Consider the following 14,137-nt stretch of genomic DNA (forward strand, 5'->3'; position numbering starts at 1 on the left):
GTTCGCCGTCCAGGGTTGGCGCAGCACCTCAGCCGTTGGCCGCGCGGTAGCTGTGCACCGTCTCCAGCACCGCGGCGAGCAGGTGGTTCTGCCGCTGCGTGTTCCAGGCCATGGCGGTGGTGACCACGTGCAACTCGTCCGCCAGCGGCCGGATCACCACGCTGGCCGGCGCCATGCCCTGCACCGACGCCGGCACCAGCGCCACCCCCTGATTGCAGCCGACAAAGGCGATCTGCGACGTTACCGAGCGCACCTCGTGCAGGATGCGCGGCGAAAAGCCGCTGCTGTGGCAGGCCGCGGTCAGCCGGTCGAACGAGATCGGGCTGACCTTGCGCGCGAACATGATGAAATCCTCGCCGGCCAGATCGTGCAGCGCCAGCTGCGCCTGGCCGCACAGCGGGTGCGTCGCCGGCAATGCCACGGCCAACTTGTCTTCTCGTAGCGGCAGCGCGCAGATGTGCTCGCCCAGATCGCCTTCCAGCCGCGCAAACGCCAGGTCGATGTCGCCGCTGTGCAGTGCCGGCAGCGCCTCGTAGCTGTCGATTTCCTTCACCGCCACCGTCAGCCCCGGGTGCTGCTGCTTGATCTGTTCGATCAGGCCCGGCAGCACGTCCAGAATCGCCGAGGTGATCGCGCCGATGGTGATGGTGCCGATCTGCCCGGCGGCCGCCTCGCGTACCGCCAGCTCCAGGCTTTCCAGCTGCTCGGCGAATTTCTTCATCGCCGGCAGGATCGCCTGTCCCACCGCCGTCAGCTGCGCGCCACGGCGCGAACGCTCGAACAGCTTCACCTTCAGTGCCTGCTCCAGGATCTGGATTTGCTCGGTCAGCGGCGGTTGCGACATGCCCAGGCGCTTGGCGGCGCGGCCGAAGTGCTGTTCCTCGGCCACGGCCAGGAACAGCCACAGGTGACGGATGAGACGAAAGTTGATCATGATTTTTGATAGGTTTGGCGTATGTAAACGTTACAAATTTCGGAATTTACCTATCGAACTGTAGGGCGGAAAGTAGCGGCACACAAGCCCCACAACAGGAGAGTCCGATGAGCCAGCCTTCTTTACTCGCGCGTTTGCAGCAGCAGGACAGCAACACGCTGTCCGATGCGCTCGATTTCCTCAATCTGCCCGGCGCCACCTATGGCCTGCGCCCGCTGTGGGACTGCCCCAAGCTGGTTGGCCGCGCCAGTACCGTGCAACTGGGCCGCAAGAGCGATGCGGCGCCGACGGTGCACCTGATCTCGCCGGTGATCGCCGCCATCGACAGCACGGAGCGCGTGCTGGTGATCGCCGGCGGCGTGGACGGCATTTCCTGCTGGGGCGACATCCTGGCCAATGCCGCGCAGGTGAAGGGTGTGCGCGGCACGGTGATCGACGGCCTCAGCCGCGACATCGACGGCAGCGCCGACATCGGCTACCCGCTGTATGGCCGCGGCGTCACCATGATCAGCGCACGCAACCGCGTGATCCAGCTGTCGTCCGGCCAGCCGGTGAACATGGCCGGCGTGACTGTAGAAGAAGGCGACTACGTGCTGGCCGACCGTTGCGGCACGGTGTTTGTGCCGGCGGCACAGATCGAGGCGGTACTTGAGTTGGCGGAGCGGATTGCACGGCGCCAGCACGGCATGGTGGCGGCGGTGCGCAGCGGCCGTTCGGTGGCGGAGGTGATGCACGACCGGCAATTCGACGCCATCCAGCAGGAGGCCGCCAAATGAACGCAGCAGATCGTGAACTGGTGGCCCTGTTCGCCGGGCTGGATACCGCCGGCGTGTCCGATGCCATGGACAAGCTGGGCTTGCCGGGGCAGTGCCTGGGCATCATGCCGCTGGACAACTACAGCCAGGTGGTGGTGGGGCCGGCGTTTACCGTCAAGTATGTGGCCGCCAGCAGCCCGGCCGGCAGCGTCGGCGATTTCATCGACGAGGTCGCCGCCGGCGACGTGGTGGTGATCGACAACGACGGCCGTAGCGACTGCACGGTGTGGGGCGACATCATGACCCAGTACGCCGGCCTGCGGCAGATCGCCGGCACCGTGATCAACGGCGTGTGCCGCGACGTCAACAAGGCGCTGGGCGAAGGCTATCCGCTGTTCACTCGTGGCCGCTTCATGCGCACCGGCAAGGACCGGGTGCAAGTGGAAGCGGTGGGCGGCACGGTGTCGATCGGCAGCGCCCGCGTCGCCGCCCGCGACATCGTGGTGGCCGACGCCAACGGCGTGGTGGTGGTGCCGCGCGAGCGCGCCGCCGAGGTGGCGGCACTGGCGCAGCAGATCGAGACGGTGGAAGCCGCGATCCGCCAGCAGCTGGCGCAGGGCAGCACCCTGGCCGCCGCGCGCGCCGCGCTGGGTTACCACACACTGCAAAGGAAAGCGTGATGAACACTGCTGAACACAAGCCAACGTTGGCCGCACGCTGCGCCGCGCTGGGCAGCGCCACGCTGTACGAGGCCTGCGGCCAACCTTGCGCGGTGGACCCGCAGATTCGCAGCCTGTGGCCCGGCGCCTTCATCGCCGCGCCGGCCTACCCGCTGGTCTGCTCCCCCGGCGACAACCTGGCCATCCACATCGCGCTGGAGCGCGCACCGCGCGGCAGCGTGCTGGTGGTGGACACCGGCGACTTCATCGCCGGCTACTGGGGCGAGGTGCTGACCGTGGCCGCCGAGGCTGTCGGCATCGTCGGGCTGGTGATCAACGGCGGCGTGCGCGATGTCGCCGCCATCGGCAAGCGCCGCTTTCCGGTGTTTGCCCGCGGCGTGTCGGTGCGCGGCACGGTGAAGGCCAGCGCGCCGGCCGTCGGCCTGCCGATGATTTTTGGCGGCGTACCGGTGGCCGCCGGCGACCTGGTGGTGGCCGACGATGACGGCGTGATCATCGTGCCCGCCACCGCGGTGGCCGGCACGATGCAGGCCGGCGAAGCGCGCGCAGCCAAAGAGAGCGTGATGATGCGCCAGCTGAGCCAGGGTGCGACCACCCTGCAGCTGATGGGGCTGGACCACTGGCGCGAGAGGGCATGACCATGACGACCCAATACCTGAACAAACACCTGGCCAGTGCCAAACCTTCCGCCACCTACAAGGTGATGGACCGCGTGGCCGCGCTGCGCGCCGCCGGCATCCACATCATCTCGCTGTGTGCCGGCGAACCGGATTTCGACACGCCGGAACACATCCGTACCGCGGCCATCGCCGCCATCAAAGGCGGCCACACCCGCTACACCCAGGTGGCCGGCACCCGTGCGCTGCGCGAGGCGGTGGCCGGCAAGTTCCGCCGCGAGAACGGGCTGGACGTGCAGTGGCAGGACACCATTGTCTGCTCCGGCGGCAAGCAGGTGATCTTCAACGCACTGGCCGCCACCCTGAACGAAGGCGACGAGGTGATCGTGCCGGCGCCGTACTGGGTGAGCTACCCGGAAATCGTGCAGCTGTGCGGCGCGCGCCCGGTGGTGGTGCCCTGCGGCCACGACAGTGGCTTCAAGCTGACGGCAGAAAAGCTGGCCGCCGCCATCACCCCGCAGACGCGCTGGCTGATCCTCAACTCGCCGTCCAATCCCACCGGTGCGGTGTATAGCCGCGCCGAGCTGCAGGCGCTGGCGCAGGTGCTGCTGGATCACCCCCACGTGCTGGTGCTGGCCGACGACATCTACGAACACCTGCTGTTCGACGGCCAGCCGTTCTTTACCCTGGCGCAGGTCGAACCGCGGCTGCAGCCGCGCACCCTGACCATGAACGGGGTGTCCAAGGCCTACGCGATGACCGGCTGGCGCATCGGCTACGCCACCGGCCCGCGCTGGCTGCTGCAGGCGATGGAAAAACTGCAGGGGCAGCAGACCTCCGGCGCCTGCGCCATCTCGCAGCAGGCGGCACTGGCCGCGCTGACCGGGCCGCAGGACTTCATCAGCCGCTCGCGCGAGGTATTCGAAACCCGCCGCGACCGCATGCTGCGGCAGCTCAACGCCACGCCGGGGCTGTCCTGCGCCCAGCCCGGCGGCGCGTTCTACGTGTTTGCCTGCTGCGAGGAACTGCTGGGCAAGACCAGCCCGGCCGGCAAATTGCTGGCCAGCGACGAAGACGTGGCGATGGCGCTGCTGAATGAAGCCGGCGTCGCCGTGGTACAGGGCAGCGCCTTTGGCCTGGCGCCGTATATCCGCATCGCCTACGCGCTGGATGATGCCGCGCTGCAGCAGGCGAGTGAGGCGATCGGCGAGTTCTGCACCGCGGTGATGAGCCCCCGTTAACTGCAACCCGGCGCTGCGGCCAACCTTGGGCACAAGCTTGGCCGCAAGCGCAGCTGCTTATTGGAACACAGCATGACAAGCCAACAATTTGCCAGCCAGCGGCTGGCGTTCGACATCGATGGCGTGGCACTGGAGCTGGCTGCCATCCACCGTGGCGGCGACAAGGCGCCGATCCTGTTTCTGCACGGTTTCGGCTCGAGCAAGGAGGATTACGCCGACATCGTGCGGCATAGCGCCTTCGACGGACACCCGTTCATCGCCTATGACGCCCCCGGCTGCGGCGACACGGTTTGCGCCGATCTGGCGCAGGTATCGATCAGCCTGCTGCTGCACACCGCGCTACGGGTGCTGGCGCACTACCGGGTGGATCGCTTCCATCTGGTCGGCCACTCCATGGGCGGCCTCACCGCCTTGCTGCTGGCCAGCCAGCTGGGCGAACGCGTGCTCAGCTTTACCGACATCGAAGGCAATATCGCGCCGGAAGACTGCTTTCTGAGCCGCCAGATCGTCGATTACCCGCATGCCGACGCCGAGGCGTTTTTCGATGACTTCATCGAACGCACCCGACACACGCCGGCCTACGCCAGCGCGCTGTACGCCGCCAGCCTGCGTCACAAGGTGCGCGCCGGCGCGGTGCGCGGCATTTTCAGTTCCATGGTGGCGTTGTCGGACCACGGCCGACTGATGGAACAGTTTCTGGCGCTGCCCTGCCGCAAGCTGTTCATGTACGGCGCGCAGAATGCCGGCCTCAGCTATCTGGCGCATATCGAGCGGCACGGGGTGAGACTCAGCGAAGTGCCGCATTGCGGCCACTTTCCGATGTACTCCAACCCGCTGTTCATGTGGCAGCAGCTGGCCGACTTTATCGCCGACTAGCGTGTTGCCGCGCGGCCTTTCATTGCCGATCCTGGCCGGCCCCTGCCCAAGGGCCGGCTTTTCTGCTTTGGGGCGGCTAATCCGGCTTTGCGGCGCAGTGGGCGAGCATGGCGTCGCCGATTTGATGGTTGCCGCAGCCCTTGAGCGCATGGCCGGCGCCGAGGATGTCGCCGGCGATTTCGTCCTGTCCCAGCTTGCTCTTGCCAAGCAGGCGGGTGATCTCGATCTGCAGGCCGACGATAGACTTGAGCGCGGCGTCCAGATAGTCGCTGGGCGCATCGCTCATCTGCCACGGTTTGGCCTGCGCGGCCTCGTGGCTGCGGGTCAGGCGGGCGACCACACCCCGCACGAAGCGCTCGTCATCGTGAACGTGAATCCGGCCATAGGCATGGACCACGATGTAGTTCCAGGTCGGCACCTGCCGGTGCGACTCGTGCTTGCTCGGGTACCAGTTCGGGGAGACATAGCCATCGCCGGCACGAAAGACGACCAGCACTTCGTCGCCATTCGCCACCTGCTGCCATAGCAGGTTGGCGCGGGCCACGTGGGCACGCAGGACACCGAGTGTGCCTTCGTGCGCCGCCAGCTCGAACGGCAAGTGATTGGCATCCAGCCCGCCCTTGCCGTGCGTAATCAGGGTGCCAAACGGATGCCGGGCGATGCATTGCTGCAGGATCTCGGTGCGGGACTCGTTGAAATGATCGGGTAGGTACATGCTGGCTCCAGAGTGAGGGCCGGATCGTCTCGGCGGCGGCCGCGCTGTTCGATGGCCGGGTCGTGCCGCTGGCCTGGCGGCGGCTGCGGACCGTCACCGGAGGGTGAACGCTAGCGCTGGGCAAGCGCGACCATGACGCCGAGTACCAGCATGGTGGTGCCGGATAGCCGCGACAGCCATCGCGCCCTGCCCGCCCTGCTGGCGCCGGAGGCGACAAAGCGGCTGGCGGCGGCCACCGCGATCAAGTCAACCGCGGTATTCAGCAGTACGCAGATGCTACCGAGCAGGATGAACTGCGGCGCCAGCGCCTGCTGCGTGGACACAAATTGCGGGATGAAGGCAAGGAAGAACATGGCCGTCTTCACGTTCAGCACTTCGACGATGGCGCCGTCGCGCAGTGCCTTGCCGGCGCCGGCACGCGGCAGCGTCGGCAGTGCCGCAGACCCGGCGCGCGATGCCAGCAGCCGGATGCCGAGGTACACCAGATACGCCGCGCCGAGATATTGCACCAGCGCGTAAGCCAGCGCCGACTGCGCAATCAGCAACGACAAGCCCAGCGCGGCGGCGAGGACATGCGCCATGCCGCCGAGCGCGGTTCCCAGTGACGAGGCGACGCCTTCGGCTTTGCCGCCGGCCACCGTGCGCGCGACGACATAGGCAATACCGGGGCCGGGGGTGATCGCCAGCAGCGCGGCGGCCAGCAGGAAGGTAATGGAGGGAAGCATGGCCGGACCTTGCCTTTCTTTACTGCGGCCCGCAGCCGATGAGCTGCGAATCGATGCGGGCGCCGGGCATCATGCCTTGCAGGTCCTGCGCCAGCCGTTCACCGGCGGCATGCAGCGCCGCCAGCGGCATGGCCGGCAGGCTTTCCAGGATGAACCACATCTGCTGTGCCTCGGCACTCAGCCGGGTCCGGACGCCTTGCCGCCAGTTCCAGCGCCGGCAGGTGACGCCGACATCGTCACGCCACACAACTTCTCCGGCGTCTGGCGATTCGTGGGCCAGCACGCCGTCCTTCATGGTGTCGAAGCGCTCGGTGCCGTCGGCGATGACCAGCCTTGGCGCGCCGACGTATGCCGCAAAGTTTTCACCGCCGACCGGGACGGCGTACTCGATGCTGATGGCGTTGTAGAGGTCCACGATCGGGTCAATGCTCGGCAGGCTGCCGTCGCGCAGCACGCGCTTGCGCAGGGCTTCGGCCGAGCAAGGCGTGCGCTGCGGCTTGGCGCCAAACTTGCGGAACACCTCCGCCCACGCCAGCAGGTGGGCATCCGCCCACGCGGCCTCGCCGGCGGACAGCGACTGGCAGGCCCGGCTGAGTGCGGCGGTGGCAATGCCCGGATTGACGATGGCGGCAGCGTCGACGCTGATGCTGAGCGCCCGGAAATCCGGGGCCAGCTCGGCAATGGCTGGTGCGATTGACGGCAGGATGGCGCGCATTGGAGAATCCTCTGGTGACTAATTTATCCCATGCCATCGACCAATGACCAAAAAAGTCAATATATCGACCGACTCCGGTGCCGATGTGCAGTTCGTCAGCGCCGCGGTTGCCGGCAAGCTCAAACAGCACAGAAAGCAGCAGAAGCTCTCGCTGGACGAGCTGTCCCGCCGCGCGGGCGTCAGCAAGGGCATGCTGGTCGAAATCGAGAAGTGCATCGCCAATCCCAGCATCGCCATCCTGTGCAAGCTCGCGGCGGCGCTGGGCGTGTCGGTGGCCGATATCGTGAACGTGGCCAGCGCCCCCTCCGCCCATCTCATAGACAGCAAGGACATCCCGACGCTGTGGAGCGGCCCCGGCGGCGGCAGCGCCCGCCTGCTGGCCGGAACCAGCGGCCCCAACATGATCGAACTGTGGCGCTGGCAGCTGCACCCGGGCGAGCGCTTCGAGTCCGCCGGACACCCGGCCGGCACCTTCGAGCTTTTTCATGTCGAGCAAGGGCAGCTGAAGCTGACGGTGGACAACACCGAACTGATCATCGCGGAGGGTTGCTCTGCCGTCGCCAGGACCGACATGCCGCATTGCTATGCGAATGAGGGCGCCGACAAGCTGGTTTTCACCATGACTGTCGCCGAACTGCATCAATTGCAGACGACACGGTGAGCCACGGCCGCCGCATGGCGGCCATGCAAGCCCGGCCATCGGTGGCAATGGCATACTGTTGCCAGCGCCATGGGCAGGCCGCGGTGGTTAGTCCCGACACCATGCGCCCGGCCGCCAGTACCCCGACACCGTTCAAGGAGACGTGAGGCATGTCCGACGTAAGCGAACTCAGCAGCGACAACGCGGTTTATAAAACCCTTCTGGAGTCGACCAAGGCCATCCCGTGGAAAATCGACTGGGCCACCATGCAGTTTGCCTACATCGGCCCGCAAATCGAGGCCTTGCTGGGCTGGAGCCAGGAAAGCTGGGCGTCCGCCAACGACTGGGCGCAGCGCATCCATCCGGAGGATCGCGACAACGTGGTGAATTTCTGTGTTGCGCAATCCAAGGCCGGGGTCGACCACGAAGCCGACTACCGGGCGCTGACCAAGGAAAACGGCTACGTGTGGATACGCGATGTCGTCCACGTGGTGCGCAATGCGCAGGGCGAGGTCGAATCGTTGATCGGCTTCATGTTCGATATCAGCGAGCGCAAAAAAACGGAAGAAAAACTGCTGGTGCTGCAAAAAGAGCTGGAAGCGCTGTCGTTCAAGGACGGGCTGACCGGCATTGCCAACCGGCGCCGCTTCGACACCAGCCTGGACCTGGAGTGGCAAAACACGCGCAGCAGCCGCCTGCCGCTGTCGCTGATCCTGTTCGATGTCGATTTCTTCAAGCAGTTCAACGACCTGTACGGGCACATCGCCGGTGACCACTGCCTGACCCGCATCGCGCAAACGCTGAATCTGGCCTTGGCCGGCCCGCGCGATCTGGTCGCGCGTTACGGCGGTGAGGAATTCATCATCATGCTGCCGGAAACCGACGCCAACGGCGCGCAGCGCGTCGCCGAGCGCTGCCAGCGCCTGATCGAGAAACTGGCAATCGCCCATTCACAATCGCCGCACGGCCAGCGCGTCACCGTCAGCATTGGCGTCGGCACCGTGATGCCAGGCGACAGGCTGACCACCACCGACTTCATCCAGGCCGTCGACCGGCAGCTGTATGTCGCCAAGCAAAACGGCCGCAACCGGATCGAGACCCTGCACATCGCGTCTTGAGGTGGGCGGGCGGTGCTGCGCTGGCAGTGACCGTTGAGCGTCACGGGGATGAATCACAGTGGTAGCGGACAACTCCCGCTGAGCCTGGGCGCCCGCTTTGCCCGACCTGCGGCCTGGCCAACCGTGCGGCAAGCCGTTTGTCGGCCATAGCGGTCAACTTCCCCAGAGAGGCGAGATGTCCGCTTCTGCCTCTAACGCTGCCAGTTTCACACCCGTCGCCTCAATGGCAGCCATGTGACCTGAGTCAGGCTTCAATAATCGGTGTAGCCCTCTGCTCCAGGCGTGTAGAAGGTAGCGAAATCAGGCGCCACCAGTTGCTGTTCCGACTTCAGCTTGGCCACCAGATCCGGATTCGAGATGAACGGGCGACCGAACGCCACCAGATCGCCACGCTGGGCGTCGAGATCGGCATCGGCGCGGGCGACATCGTAGCCACCGGAGAGAATGTATTGCCCGTTAAACGCGGCACGGAGCCTGGCTTTCAATTCGGGGCTGACTTCCGGCGCCCCCATGGCGCTGTGATCCACGATGTGGATATAGAGCAGGCCGAGCGCATTCAACTCGTCGATCAGACGCAGGTACACCTCGTCCATCTCGGCATCCGGCAGCTGGGCATTGAAGACGCCGTACGGCGAGATCCGCATGCCAACGCGCTCGGCGCCAATGGCGGCGACGGTTGCCCTGGCGACTTCGACCGCGAAGCGGATACGGTTTTCGACCGAGCCGCCCCAGCGATCATGGCGCTGATTGGAAGCCGTATTGAGGAACTGGTCGATCAGGTAGCCGTTGGCCGCATGCAGCTCGACGCCATCGAAACCGGCCTCTATCGCCAGTTTGGCCGACGCCGCATATTCGGCGATGCTGTGCGCAATGTCCGCCTCGCTCATTTCGCGTGGTACCGGATGTGGCTGCATGCCGTCGCTATCGGTCCACATCTCGCCGGGAACGGCGAGCGCCGAGGGCGCCAGAACGCTGGCGCCGGCCGGCATGTTCGCGGGATGGCTGACCCGCCCGGTGTGCATCAGCTGCACAAAAATCCTGCCGCCGGCCTGATGGACGCCATCGGTCACCCGTCGCCAGCCCTGCACCTGTTCTGCGTTGAACAGTCCGGGGATGCGCGCATAACCCAGGCCGTTGGGCGACGGCGAGGTGCCTTCGGTAATGATCAGTCCGGCCTCCGCCCGCAGGCGGTAATACTGTTCCATCAGTTCATTGGGCAGGTTGCCGAGTGCACGGCTGCGCGTCAGCGGCGCCATGACGATGCGGTTCTTCAGCGACAGGCTGCCGAGTCGGGTGGGGGTGAAGAGTGGGCTGCTCATAAACGTTTCCAGGGTGTCGGGGTTGGGTCAAGCCGGATGGCAACAAGGGTGCGGAACCTGATTGCGCTCAGAGGGCAAGCAGTCGCGGCGCAGGCTGGCCGGTCTGCATCGCGGCGAACAGCTCGGCGCGTGCCGTGTCGTATCGCTCCCAGAGCGCGGTATCCGCCATGGATGGCAAAGTGACCGACTCACCCTGGTCGAAACCGGCCAATGCGGCGTCGACCAGATGCTCGACAGACATCACCGTGTCCGGCGCCAGTGCCGCCAGCGGCACGCCGGAGATATCCCAGAGATCGGTGGCGGTGGCGGCAGGCAGCACCACCTGGACCCGGATGCCGGTATTCGCCAGTTCCTGCTGCAGGCCGCGGCTGAAATGGAGCACGAAGCCCTTGGTGCCGCTGTAGACGGCGCTTACCGGCAGCGCATGCAGTGCCAGCGCCGAGGCAATATTGATGATGACCCCATCGTTGCGGGCCTTGAACGCCGGCAGCACCGCATGGGTCAAGCGCGTCAGCGCGGTGATGTTCAACGCGATCTGCGACAGCGAGTCTTGCGGCGATGCGTCGGCAACCTGGCTCAGCCTGGCAATACCGGCGTTGTTCACCAGCACCCGGATGGCGGGGTTGCTTGCGAGAACGGTTTCCAGCCGCGTGAGGTCGGCTTCTTGCTCAAGGTCGGCCACCAGCGTTTCGGCCTTGACGTCGTAAGCCTGCTCCAGCCGTGCGGCGAGCGTCTGCAGGCGCTCACCGCGTCGGGCGACGAGCAGCAGGTCATAGCCGCGCCGGGCCAGACGATCGGCATAGATGGCGCCAATGCCGGATGAAGCGCCGGTGACAACCGCGATTTTTCTGGATGAGTTCATGGTTTTCTTCTTTTGGTCTGGTGGGTAAAAACTGGGTGCTTAATGGCGACGGTTCACCGCATCTTGACGACCACTTTGCCCTTGGATCGTCCTTGGGCAAGGTACTCAAGCGCCTCCTTGGCCTGCTCGAACGGGAACACCTTGTCGATCACCGGCCGGATGCGTTCCGTCTCGAGGAGCTGGCCAATGTGGCCAAGTTGGCCGCCGTCCGGGCGCACGAACAGAAACGAGTAGCTAACGCCCCGCTGCCTGGCAAGGCGCATGATCTTGCGGCTCATCAGCCCGAACACAAAGCGCAGCACGACGTTCAAGCTTCTGGCGCGCGCGAATGCGGCATCCAGCGGGCCGATGAGCGAGACGACCTTGCTTCCCGGCTTGAGGATGGTGAGGGATTTTTCAAGGGTGTCTCCCCGCACGGTACCCAACACCGCGTCGTAGCCATGCAGCAGGTTTTCGAATGCCTGCTGCTTGTAGTCGACCACCTCGTCGGCCCCCAGACCGCGCACTAGTTCGACGTTGCCGGTACTGGTGGTGGTGCCCACCCTGGTACCAAGGTGCTTGGCCAGCTGGATCGCAAAGGTACCGATCCCGCCGGAGCCGGCCGGGATGAATACCTTCTGGCCGGCCTGAAGATTGGCGCGCTCCTTTAGCGCTTGCCACGAGGTGAGGCCGACCATCGGGATCGAGGCAGCCTGCACGAAGTCCAGATTGGCCGGTTTCAGCGCGGCAGCGCGCTCCGGTACCACCGCGAATTCGGCAATCGACCCCGTGCCAAGGTCGAATATGCTGGCGAAGACGGCATCGCCTGGTTTGAAGCGAGTCACGTTGCGGCCAACCTCGGTCACCACGCCGGCCAGATCGCTGCCCAATGTGGCCGGAAGCTGGAAATGCAGAACCGGTTTGAACATCCCGGTCGGAACGACGTAGTCGATCGGGTTCAGGCCGGCAGCGTGAACCTGTACCAGCAGTTCGTCGGCCTTGAGCGTGGGGCGGGGTACGTCGGTGAGCCCGATCTCGGGCGACTTGCCGTAGCGTTTGAAGGTGAGCGCTTTCATGGTGTGATGTTTCATCCCTGGTTTTTCATTCTGGTCGGAGCGGATCAGTCGGCGAGGAAGTCCAGCACGGCGGGGACAAAGGCCCGGTAGTGCTGGAACACGCCGCCGTGACCGGAATCGGGGTAGATCGTGAGTCGGGCATTCGGCAGCCGGCGCGCCATATCGGCGGACAGGCTGCTGTCGACCATGAGGTCGTTGTCGCCGTTAGCCACGAACACAGGTTGTTTGATGGCGGAGAGATCATGGGGGGTGTTCAAGCCCCAGTGACGAATCGCCTGCAGTTGCGCACGTCGGGCCTTCAGGGAAATGGGCTTGTCACGGCCTTGGGTGCGCTCGTTCAGTGCGGCGAAGTAATCCCGCGCCGCGCGCTTGCCTTCCGGCGTGCGGGGGAAGAACAGGAAGTTTCTTGCGTCGCTCCAGCTCAACGCCGCCTTGATGTAGGCAAGAACCGCGACTTTGGTGACCTCGTCGATGCCTCCGCCACCCCGTGGGCCCGTTCCTGCGAGGATCATCCTCCGCACGAGGTCGGGCGCCTGCAGAGCCACCGTCTGTGCCACGCCACCGCCCATCGAGAAGCCGAGCAGGTCGACCTTCTTGAAGCCCAGGGCGCGGATGAAGGCGATGGCATCGCGCCCCATCTCCTCGATGGTGTGCGGGACCGCGCCTCCAGAAGCCCCGACCCCGCGATTGTCGAAGGCGATGACCCGGCGCTGTGCGGCGATGCCGTCGATAACCCGCGGATCCCAGTCATCGAGCACCGCCATCAGGTGGTGCAGGAAGATCACCGGCACGCCGGAAGCGGAGCCGAGCGCCCGATAGGCGAAAGCCACCCCGCCAACGGCTATCGTGCGGGTCGGTACATCTCTCCATTTCACATCGCCCTTCGGCCGCGCCGCCGCGGCGACGCCAATGCCAGAAGATGCCCCGCCTACCGGAGCGATACCTGTATTGTTCGTGCCCATCAATGAAATCTCCGTGACGGTGGATTGCTTGTCGTCGAGGTGTTAGTATCGAATTGATATGAACAATACTACCAATCTCAAAACAAGTCACTATCAAAATAGTATGGATACAGAAAATAGTTGCGATAACCCATGCCCAATCGCGCGCAGCCTGGCTGTCGCCGGTGACGCGTGGAGCATATTGATCCTGCGGGACGCCCACGCCGGCCTCACCCGCTTTGACCAATTCCGCAAAAGCCTGGGCATTGCACCGACGATGCTGACCCGCCGGCTGGCGACACTGACGGAGGAAGGCTTGCTGGAGAAGCGGCGCTACTCGGAACACCCGCCGCGCGAGGAATATCTGCTGACCGCCGCCGGTCGCGATTTTTTGCCGGTGCTGTTCATGATTGGCGCGTGGGGGCGCCAATACCGGGGCGGCGGCAAGCTGACCCGTTTCTTCGACGCGGAAACCGGCACGGAAATTAAAGCAATCGCCGTGGATGAGGTCACCGGGGCGAAGATAGGAACTCGCCCCATGCGCATGGTCACGCCGGACGAAAGCTGACAGGCGATTTGAGCAACCAATGGTGGCGCTGCGTATTCGCCGATGGTGACCACAAGCCTTGGCGCACCAAGCTCCACCACAGTCAGCAATCCGCAGCTACTTTGCTGACGCTGCTACTGAGCTATCAGGCTACGCTGCTGGCCCAACTTTGGACTGGGTCAGTTTCGATGCTTGGGTGGCCCTTAACTGCCTTTTCAGACTCAGACAAGGTTGGTATGGCAGTTACCCTCTTACTGGTTTTTCCTGGTGTAGCATGGGTGTGGACTGTCCCGGCTTCTGTAGCCATTCCTGCCCGATGGTCCAGCAGCATTTGCGTAAAATCTGCAAGCTAGGGGTAACTTGCACCAACCGGCTCTACCCGAAGCGACAACCCACT

16 protein-coding genes are annotated in these 14,137 nt (G+C 65.0%); 8 read left to right on the forward strand and 8 right to left on the reverse strand.

Going from position 1 to position 14,137, the window contains the following annotated elements; genetic code table 11:
* Positions 1-28: 28 nt before the first annotated feature.
* The gene (locus tag NOM55_RS12955) at positions 29-934 is read right to left on the reverse strand and encodes a LysR family transcriptional regulator (RefSeq protein ID WP_255908917.1); all 906 of its coding nucleotides are present in this window, start codon (positions 932-934) and stop codon (positions 29-31) included.
* Between the two features lie 107 nt (positions 935-1,041).
* Here NOM55_RS12955 and NOM55_RS12960 point away from each other — a divergent pair, with 107 nt between their 5' ends.
* The 5 genes from NOM55_RS12960 to NOM55_RS12980 all read left to right on the forward strand — a co-directional run bounded on the left by NOM55_RS12960 (position 1,042) and on the right by NOM55_RS12980 (position 5,103).
* Positions 1,042-1,710 carry an RraA family protein gene (locus tag NOM55_RS12960; RefSeq protein WP_255908919.1) on the forward strand — a complete coding sequence of 223 codons (669 nt, stop codon included), beginning with the start codon at positions 1,042-1,044 and terminating at the stop codon, positions 1,708-1,710.
* The gene (locus tag NOM55_RS12965; RefSeq protein WP_255908920.1) at positions 1,707-2,369 is read left to right on the forward strand and encodes an RraA family protein; all 663 of its coding nucleotides are present in this window, start codon (positions 1,707-1,709) and stop codon (positions 2,367-2,369) included. Before NOM55_RS12960 ends, NOM55_RS12965 begins: the two co-directional genes overlap by 4 nt.
* Positions 2,369-3,007 (forward strand): RraA family protein, encoded by a 639-nt coding sequence (locus tag NOM55_RS12970; protein WP_255908921.1) that lies wholly within the window; start codon positions 2,369-2,371, stop codon positions 3,005-3,007. Before NOM55_RS12965 ends, NOM55_RS12970 begins: the two co-directional genes overlap by 1 nt.
* A complete protein-coding gene (locus NOM55_RS12975; protein WP_255908922.1) occupies positions 3,004-4,227 on the forward strand; it encodes a pyridoxal phosphate-dependent aminotransferase in 1,224 nt (407 codons plus the stop codon). The genes NOM55_RS12970 and NOM55_RS12975 overlap by 4 nt, the downstream gene beginning before the upstream one ends.
* A gap of 72 nt (positions 4,228-4,299) precedes the next feature.
* The gene (locus NOM55_RS12980) at positions 4,300-5,103 is read left to right on the forward strand and encodes an alpha/beta fold hydrolase (RefSeq protein WP_255908923.1); all 804 of its coding nucleotides are present in this window, start codon (positions 4,300-4,302) and stop codon (positions 5,101-5,103) included.
* A 76-nt stretch (positions 5,104-5,179) separates the two neighbouring features.
* Here NOM55_RS12980 and NOM55_RS12985 read toward each other — a convergent pair whose 3' ends face one another.
* From NOM55_RS12985 to NOM55_RS12995, 3 genes are all read right to left on the reverse strand, one after another.
* Complete coding sequence (locus NOM55_RS12985; protein WP_255908924.1) at positions 5,180-5,818, reverse strand: FMN-binding negative transcriptional regulator; 639 nt, start codon at positions 5,816-5,818, stop codon at positions 5,180-5,182.
* 110 nt (positions 5,819-5,928) lie between these two features.
* Positions 5,929-6,543, reverse strand: coding sequence for a LysE family translocator (locus NOM55_RS12990; RefSeq protein WP_120810882.1), 615 nt, complete (start codon positions 6,541-6,543; stop codon positions 5,929-5,931).
* Between the two features lie 19 nt (positions 6,544-6,562).
* Entirely contained in the window at positions 6,563-7,258 is a 696-nt protein-coding gene (locus tag NOM55_RS12995; protein ID WP_255908926.1) for a B3/4 domain-containing protein, read from the reverse strand.
* A gap of 85 nt (positions 7,259-7,343) precedes the next feature.
* Between NOM55_RS12995 and NOM55_RS13000 the strand changes: the two genes are divergently transcribed.
* Both NOM55_RS13000 and NOM55_RS13005 read left to right on the forward strand, forming a co-directional pair.
* Entirely contained in the window at positions 7,344-7,919 is a 576-nt protein-coding gene (locus NOM55_RS13000) for a helix-turn-helix domain-containing protein (RefSeq protein ID WP_255908927.1), read from the forward strand.
* 149 nt (positions 7,920-8,068) lie between these two features.
* Positions 8,069-9,016 (forward strand): sensor domain-containing diguanylate cyclase, encoded by a 948-nt coding sequence (locus NOM55_RS13005; RefSeq protein ID WP_120810885.1) that lies wholly within the window; start codon positions 8,069-8,071, stop codon positions 9,014-9,016.
* Between the two features lie 251 nt (positions 9,017-9,267).
* Here NOM55_RS13005 and NOM55_RS13010 read toward each other — a convergent pair whose 3' ends face one another.
* From NOM55_RS13010 to NOM55_RS13025, 4 genes are all read right to left on the reverse strand, one after another.
* Positions 9,268-10,335 carry an alkene reductase gene (locus tag NOM55_RS13010; RefSeq protein ID WP_255908928.1) on the reverse strand — a complete coding sequence of 356 codons (1,068 nt, stop codon included), beginning with the start codon at positions 10,333-10,335 and terminating at the stop codon, positions 9,268-9,270.
* A gap of 67 nt (positions 10,336-10,402) precedes the next feature.
* Entirely contained in the window at positions 10,403-11,197 is a 795-nt protein-coding gene (locus NOM55_RS13015) for an SDR family oxidoreductase (protein WP_255908929.1), read from the reverse strand.
* Between the two features lie 53 nt (positions 11,198-11,250).
* On the reverse strand, positions 11,251-12,252 hold the full coding sequence (locus NOM55_RS13020) for an NADP-dependent oxidoreductase (RefSeq protein WP_255908930.1): 1,002 nt from the start codon (positions 12,250-12,252) through the stop codon (positions 11,251-11,253).
* A gap of 44 nt (positions 12,253-12,296) precedes the next feature.
* Entirely contained in the window at positions 12,297-13,214 is a 918-nt protein-coding gene (locus NOM55_RS13025; RefSeq protein ID WP_255908931.1) for an alpha/beta fold hydrolase, read from the reverse strand.
* A gap of 58 nt (positions 13,215-13,272) precedes the next feature.
* Here NOM55_RS13025 and NOM55_RS13030 point away from each other — a divergent pair, with 58 nt between their 5' ends.
* Positions 13,273-13,761, forward strand: a complete 489-nt coding sequence (locus NOM55_RS13030; RefSeq protein ID WP_255908932.1) for a helix-turn-helix domain-containing protein — start codon at positions 13,273-13,275, stop codon at positions 13,759-13,761.
* Positions 13,762-14,137 lie beyond the last annotated feature (376 nt).

Origin of the sequence: Vogesella sp. AC12 (genome assembly GCF_024437575.1) — a bacterium.
GTDB classification, from domain to species: Bacteria; Pseudomonadota; Gammaproteobacteria; order Burkholderiales; family Chromobacteriaceae; genus Vogesella; species Vogesella indigofera.

Coding starts and splice junctions, on each gene's coding strand:
- NOM55_RS12955 (WP_255908917.1), bottom strand. CDS start 934: ATGATCAACTTTCGTCTCATCCGTCACCTGTGGCTGTTCCTGGCCGTG.
- NOM55_RS12960 (WP_255908919.1), top strand. CDS start 1,042: ATGAGCCAGCCTTCTTTACTCGCGCGTTTGCAGCAGCAGGACAGCAAC.
- NOM55_RS12965 (WP_255908920.1), top strand. CDS start 1,707: ATGAACGCAGCAGATCGTGAACTGGTGGCCCTGTTCGCCGGGCTGGAT.
- NOM55_RS12970 (WP_255908921.1), top strand. CDS start 2,369: ATGAACACTGCTGAACACAAGCCAACGTTGGCCGCACGCTGCGCCGCG.
- NOM55_RS12975 (WP_255908922.1), top strand. CDS start 3,004: ATGACCATGACGACCCAATACCTGAACAAACACCTGGCCAGTGCCAAA.
- NOM55_RS12980 (WP_255908923.1), top strand. CDS start 4,300: ATGACAAGCCAACAATTTGCCAGCCAGCGGCTGGCGTTCGACATCGAT.
- NOM55_RS12985 (WP_255908924.1), bottom strand. CDS start 5,818: ATGTACCTACCCGATCATTTCAACGAGTCCCGCACCGAGATCCTGCAG.
- NOM55_RS12990 (WP_120810882.1), bottom strand. CDS start 6,543: ATGCTTCCCTCCATTACCTTCCTGCTGGCCGCCGCGCTGCTGGCGATC.
- NOM55_RS12995 (WP_255908926.1), bottom strand. CDS start 7,258: ATGCGCGCCATCCTGCCGTCAATCGCACCAGCCATTGCCGAGCTGGCC.
- NOM55_RS13005 (WP_120810885.1), top strand. CDS start 8,069: ATGTCCGACGTAAGCGAACTCAGCAGCGACAACGCGGTTTATAAAACC.
- NOM55_RS13010 (WP_255908928.1), bottom strand. CDS start 10,335: ATGAGCAGCCCACTCTTCACCCCCACCCGACTCGGCAGCCTGTCGCTG.
- NOM55_RS13015 (WP_255908929.1), bottom strand. CDS start 11,197: ATGAACTCATCCAGAAAAATCGCGGTTGTCACCGGCGCTTCATCCGGC.
- NOM55_RS13020 (WP_255908930.1), bottom strand. CDS start 12,252: ATGAAAGCGCTCACCTTCAAACGCTACGGCAAGTCGCCCGAGATCGGG.
- NOM55_RS13025 (WP_255908931.1), bottom strand. CDS start 13,214: ATGGGCACGAACAATACAGGTATCGCTCCGGTAGGCGGGGCATCTTCT.
- NOM55_RS13030 (WP_255908932.1), top strand. CDS start 13,273: ATGAACAATACTACCAATCTCAAAACAAGTCACTATCAAAATAGTATG.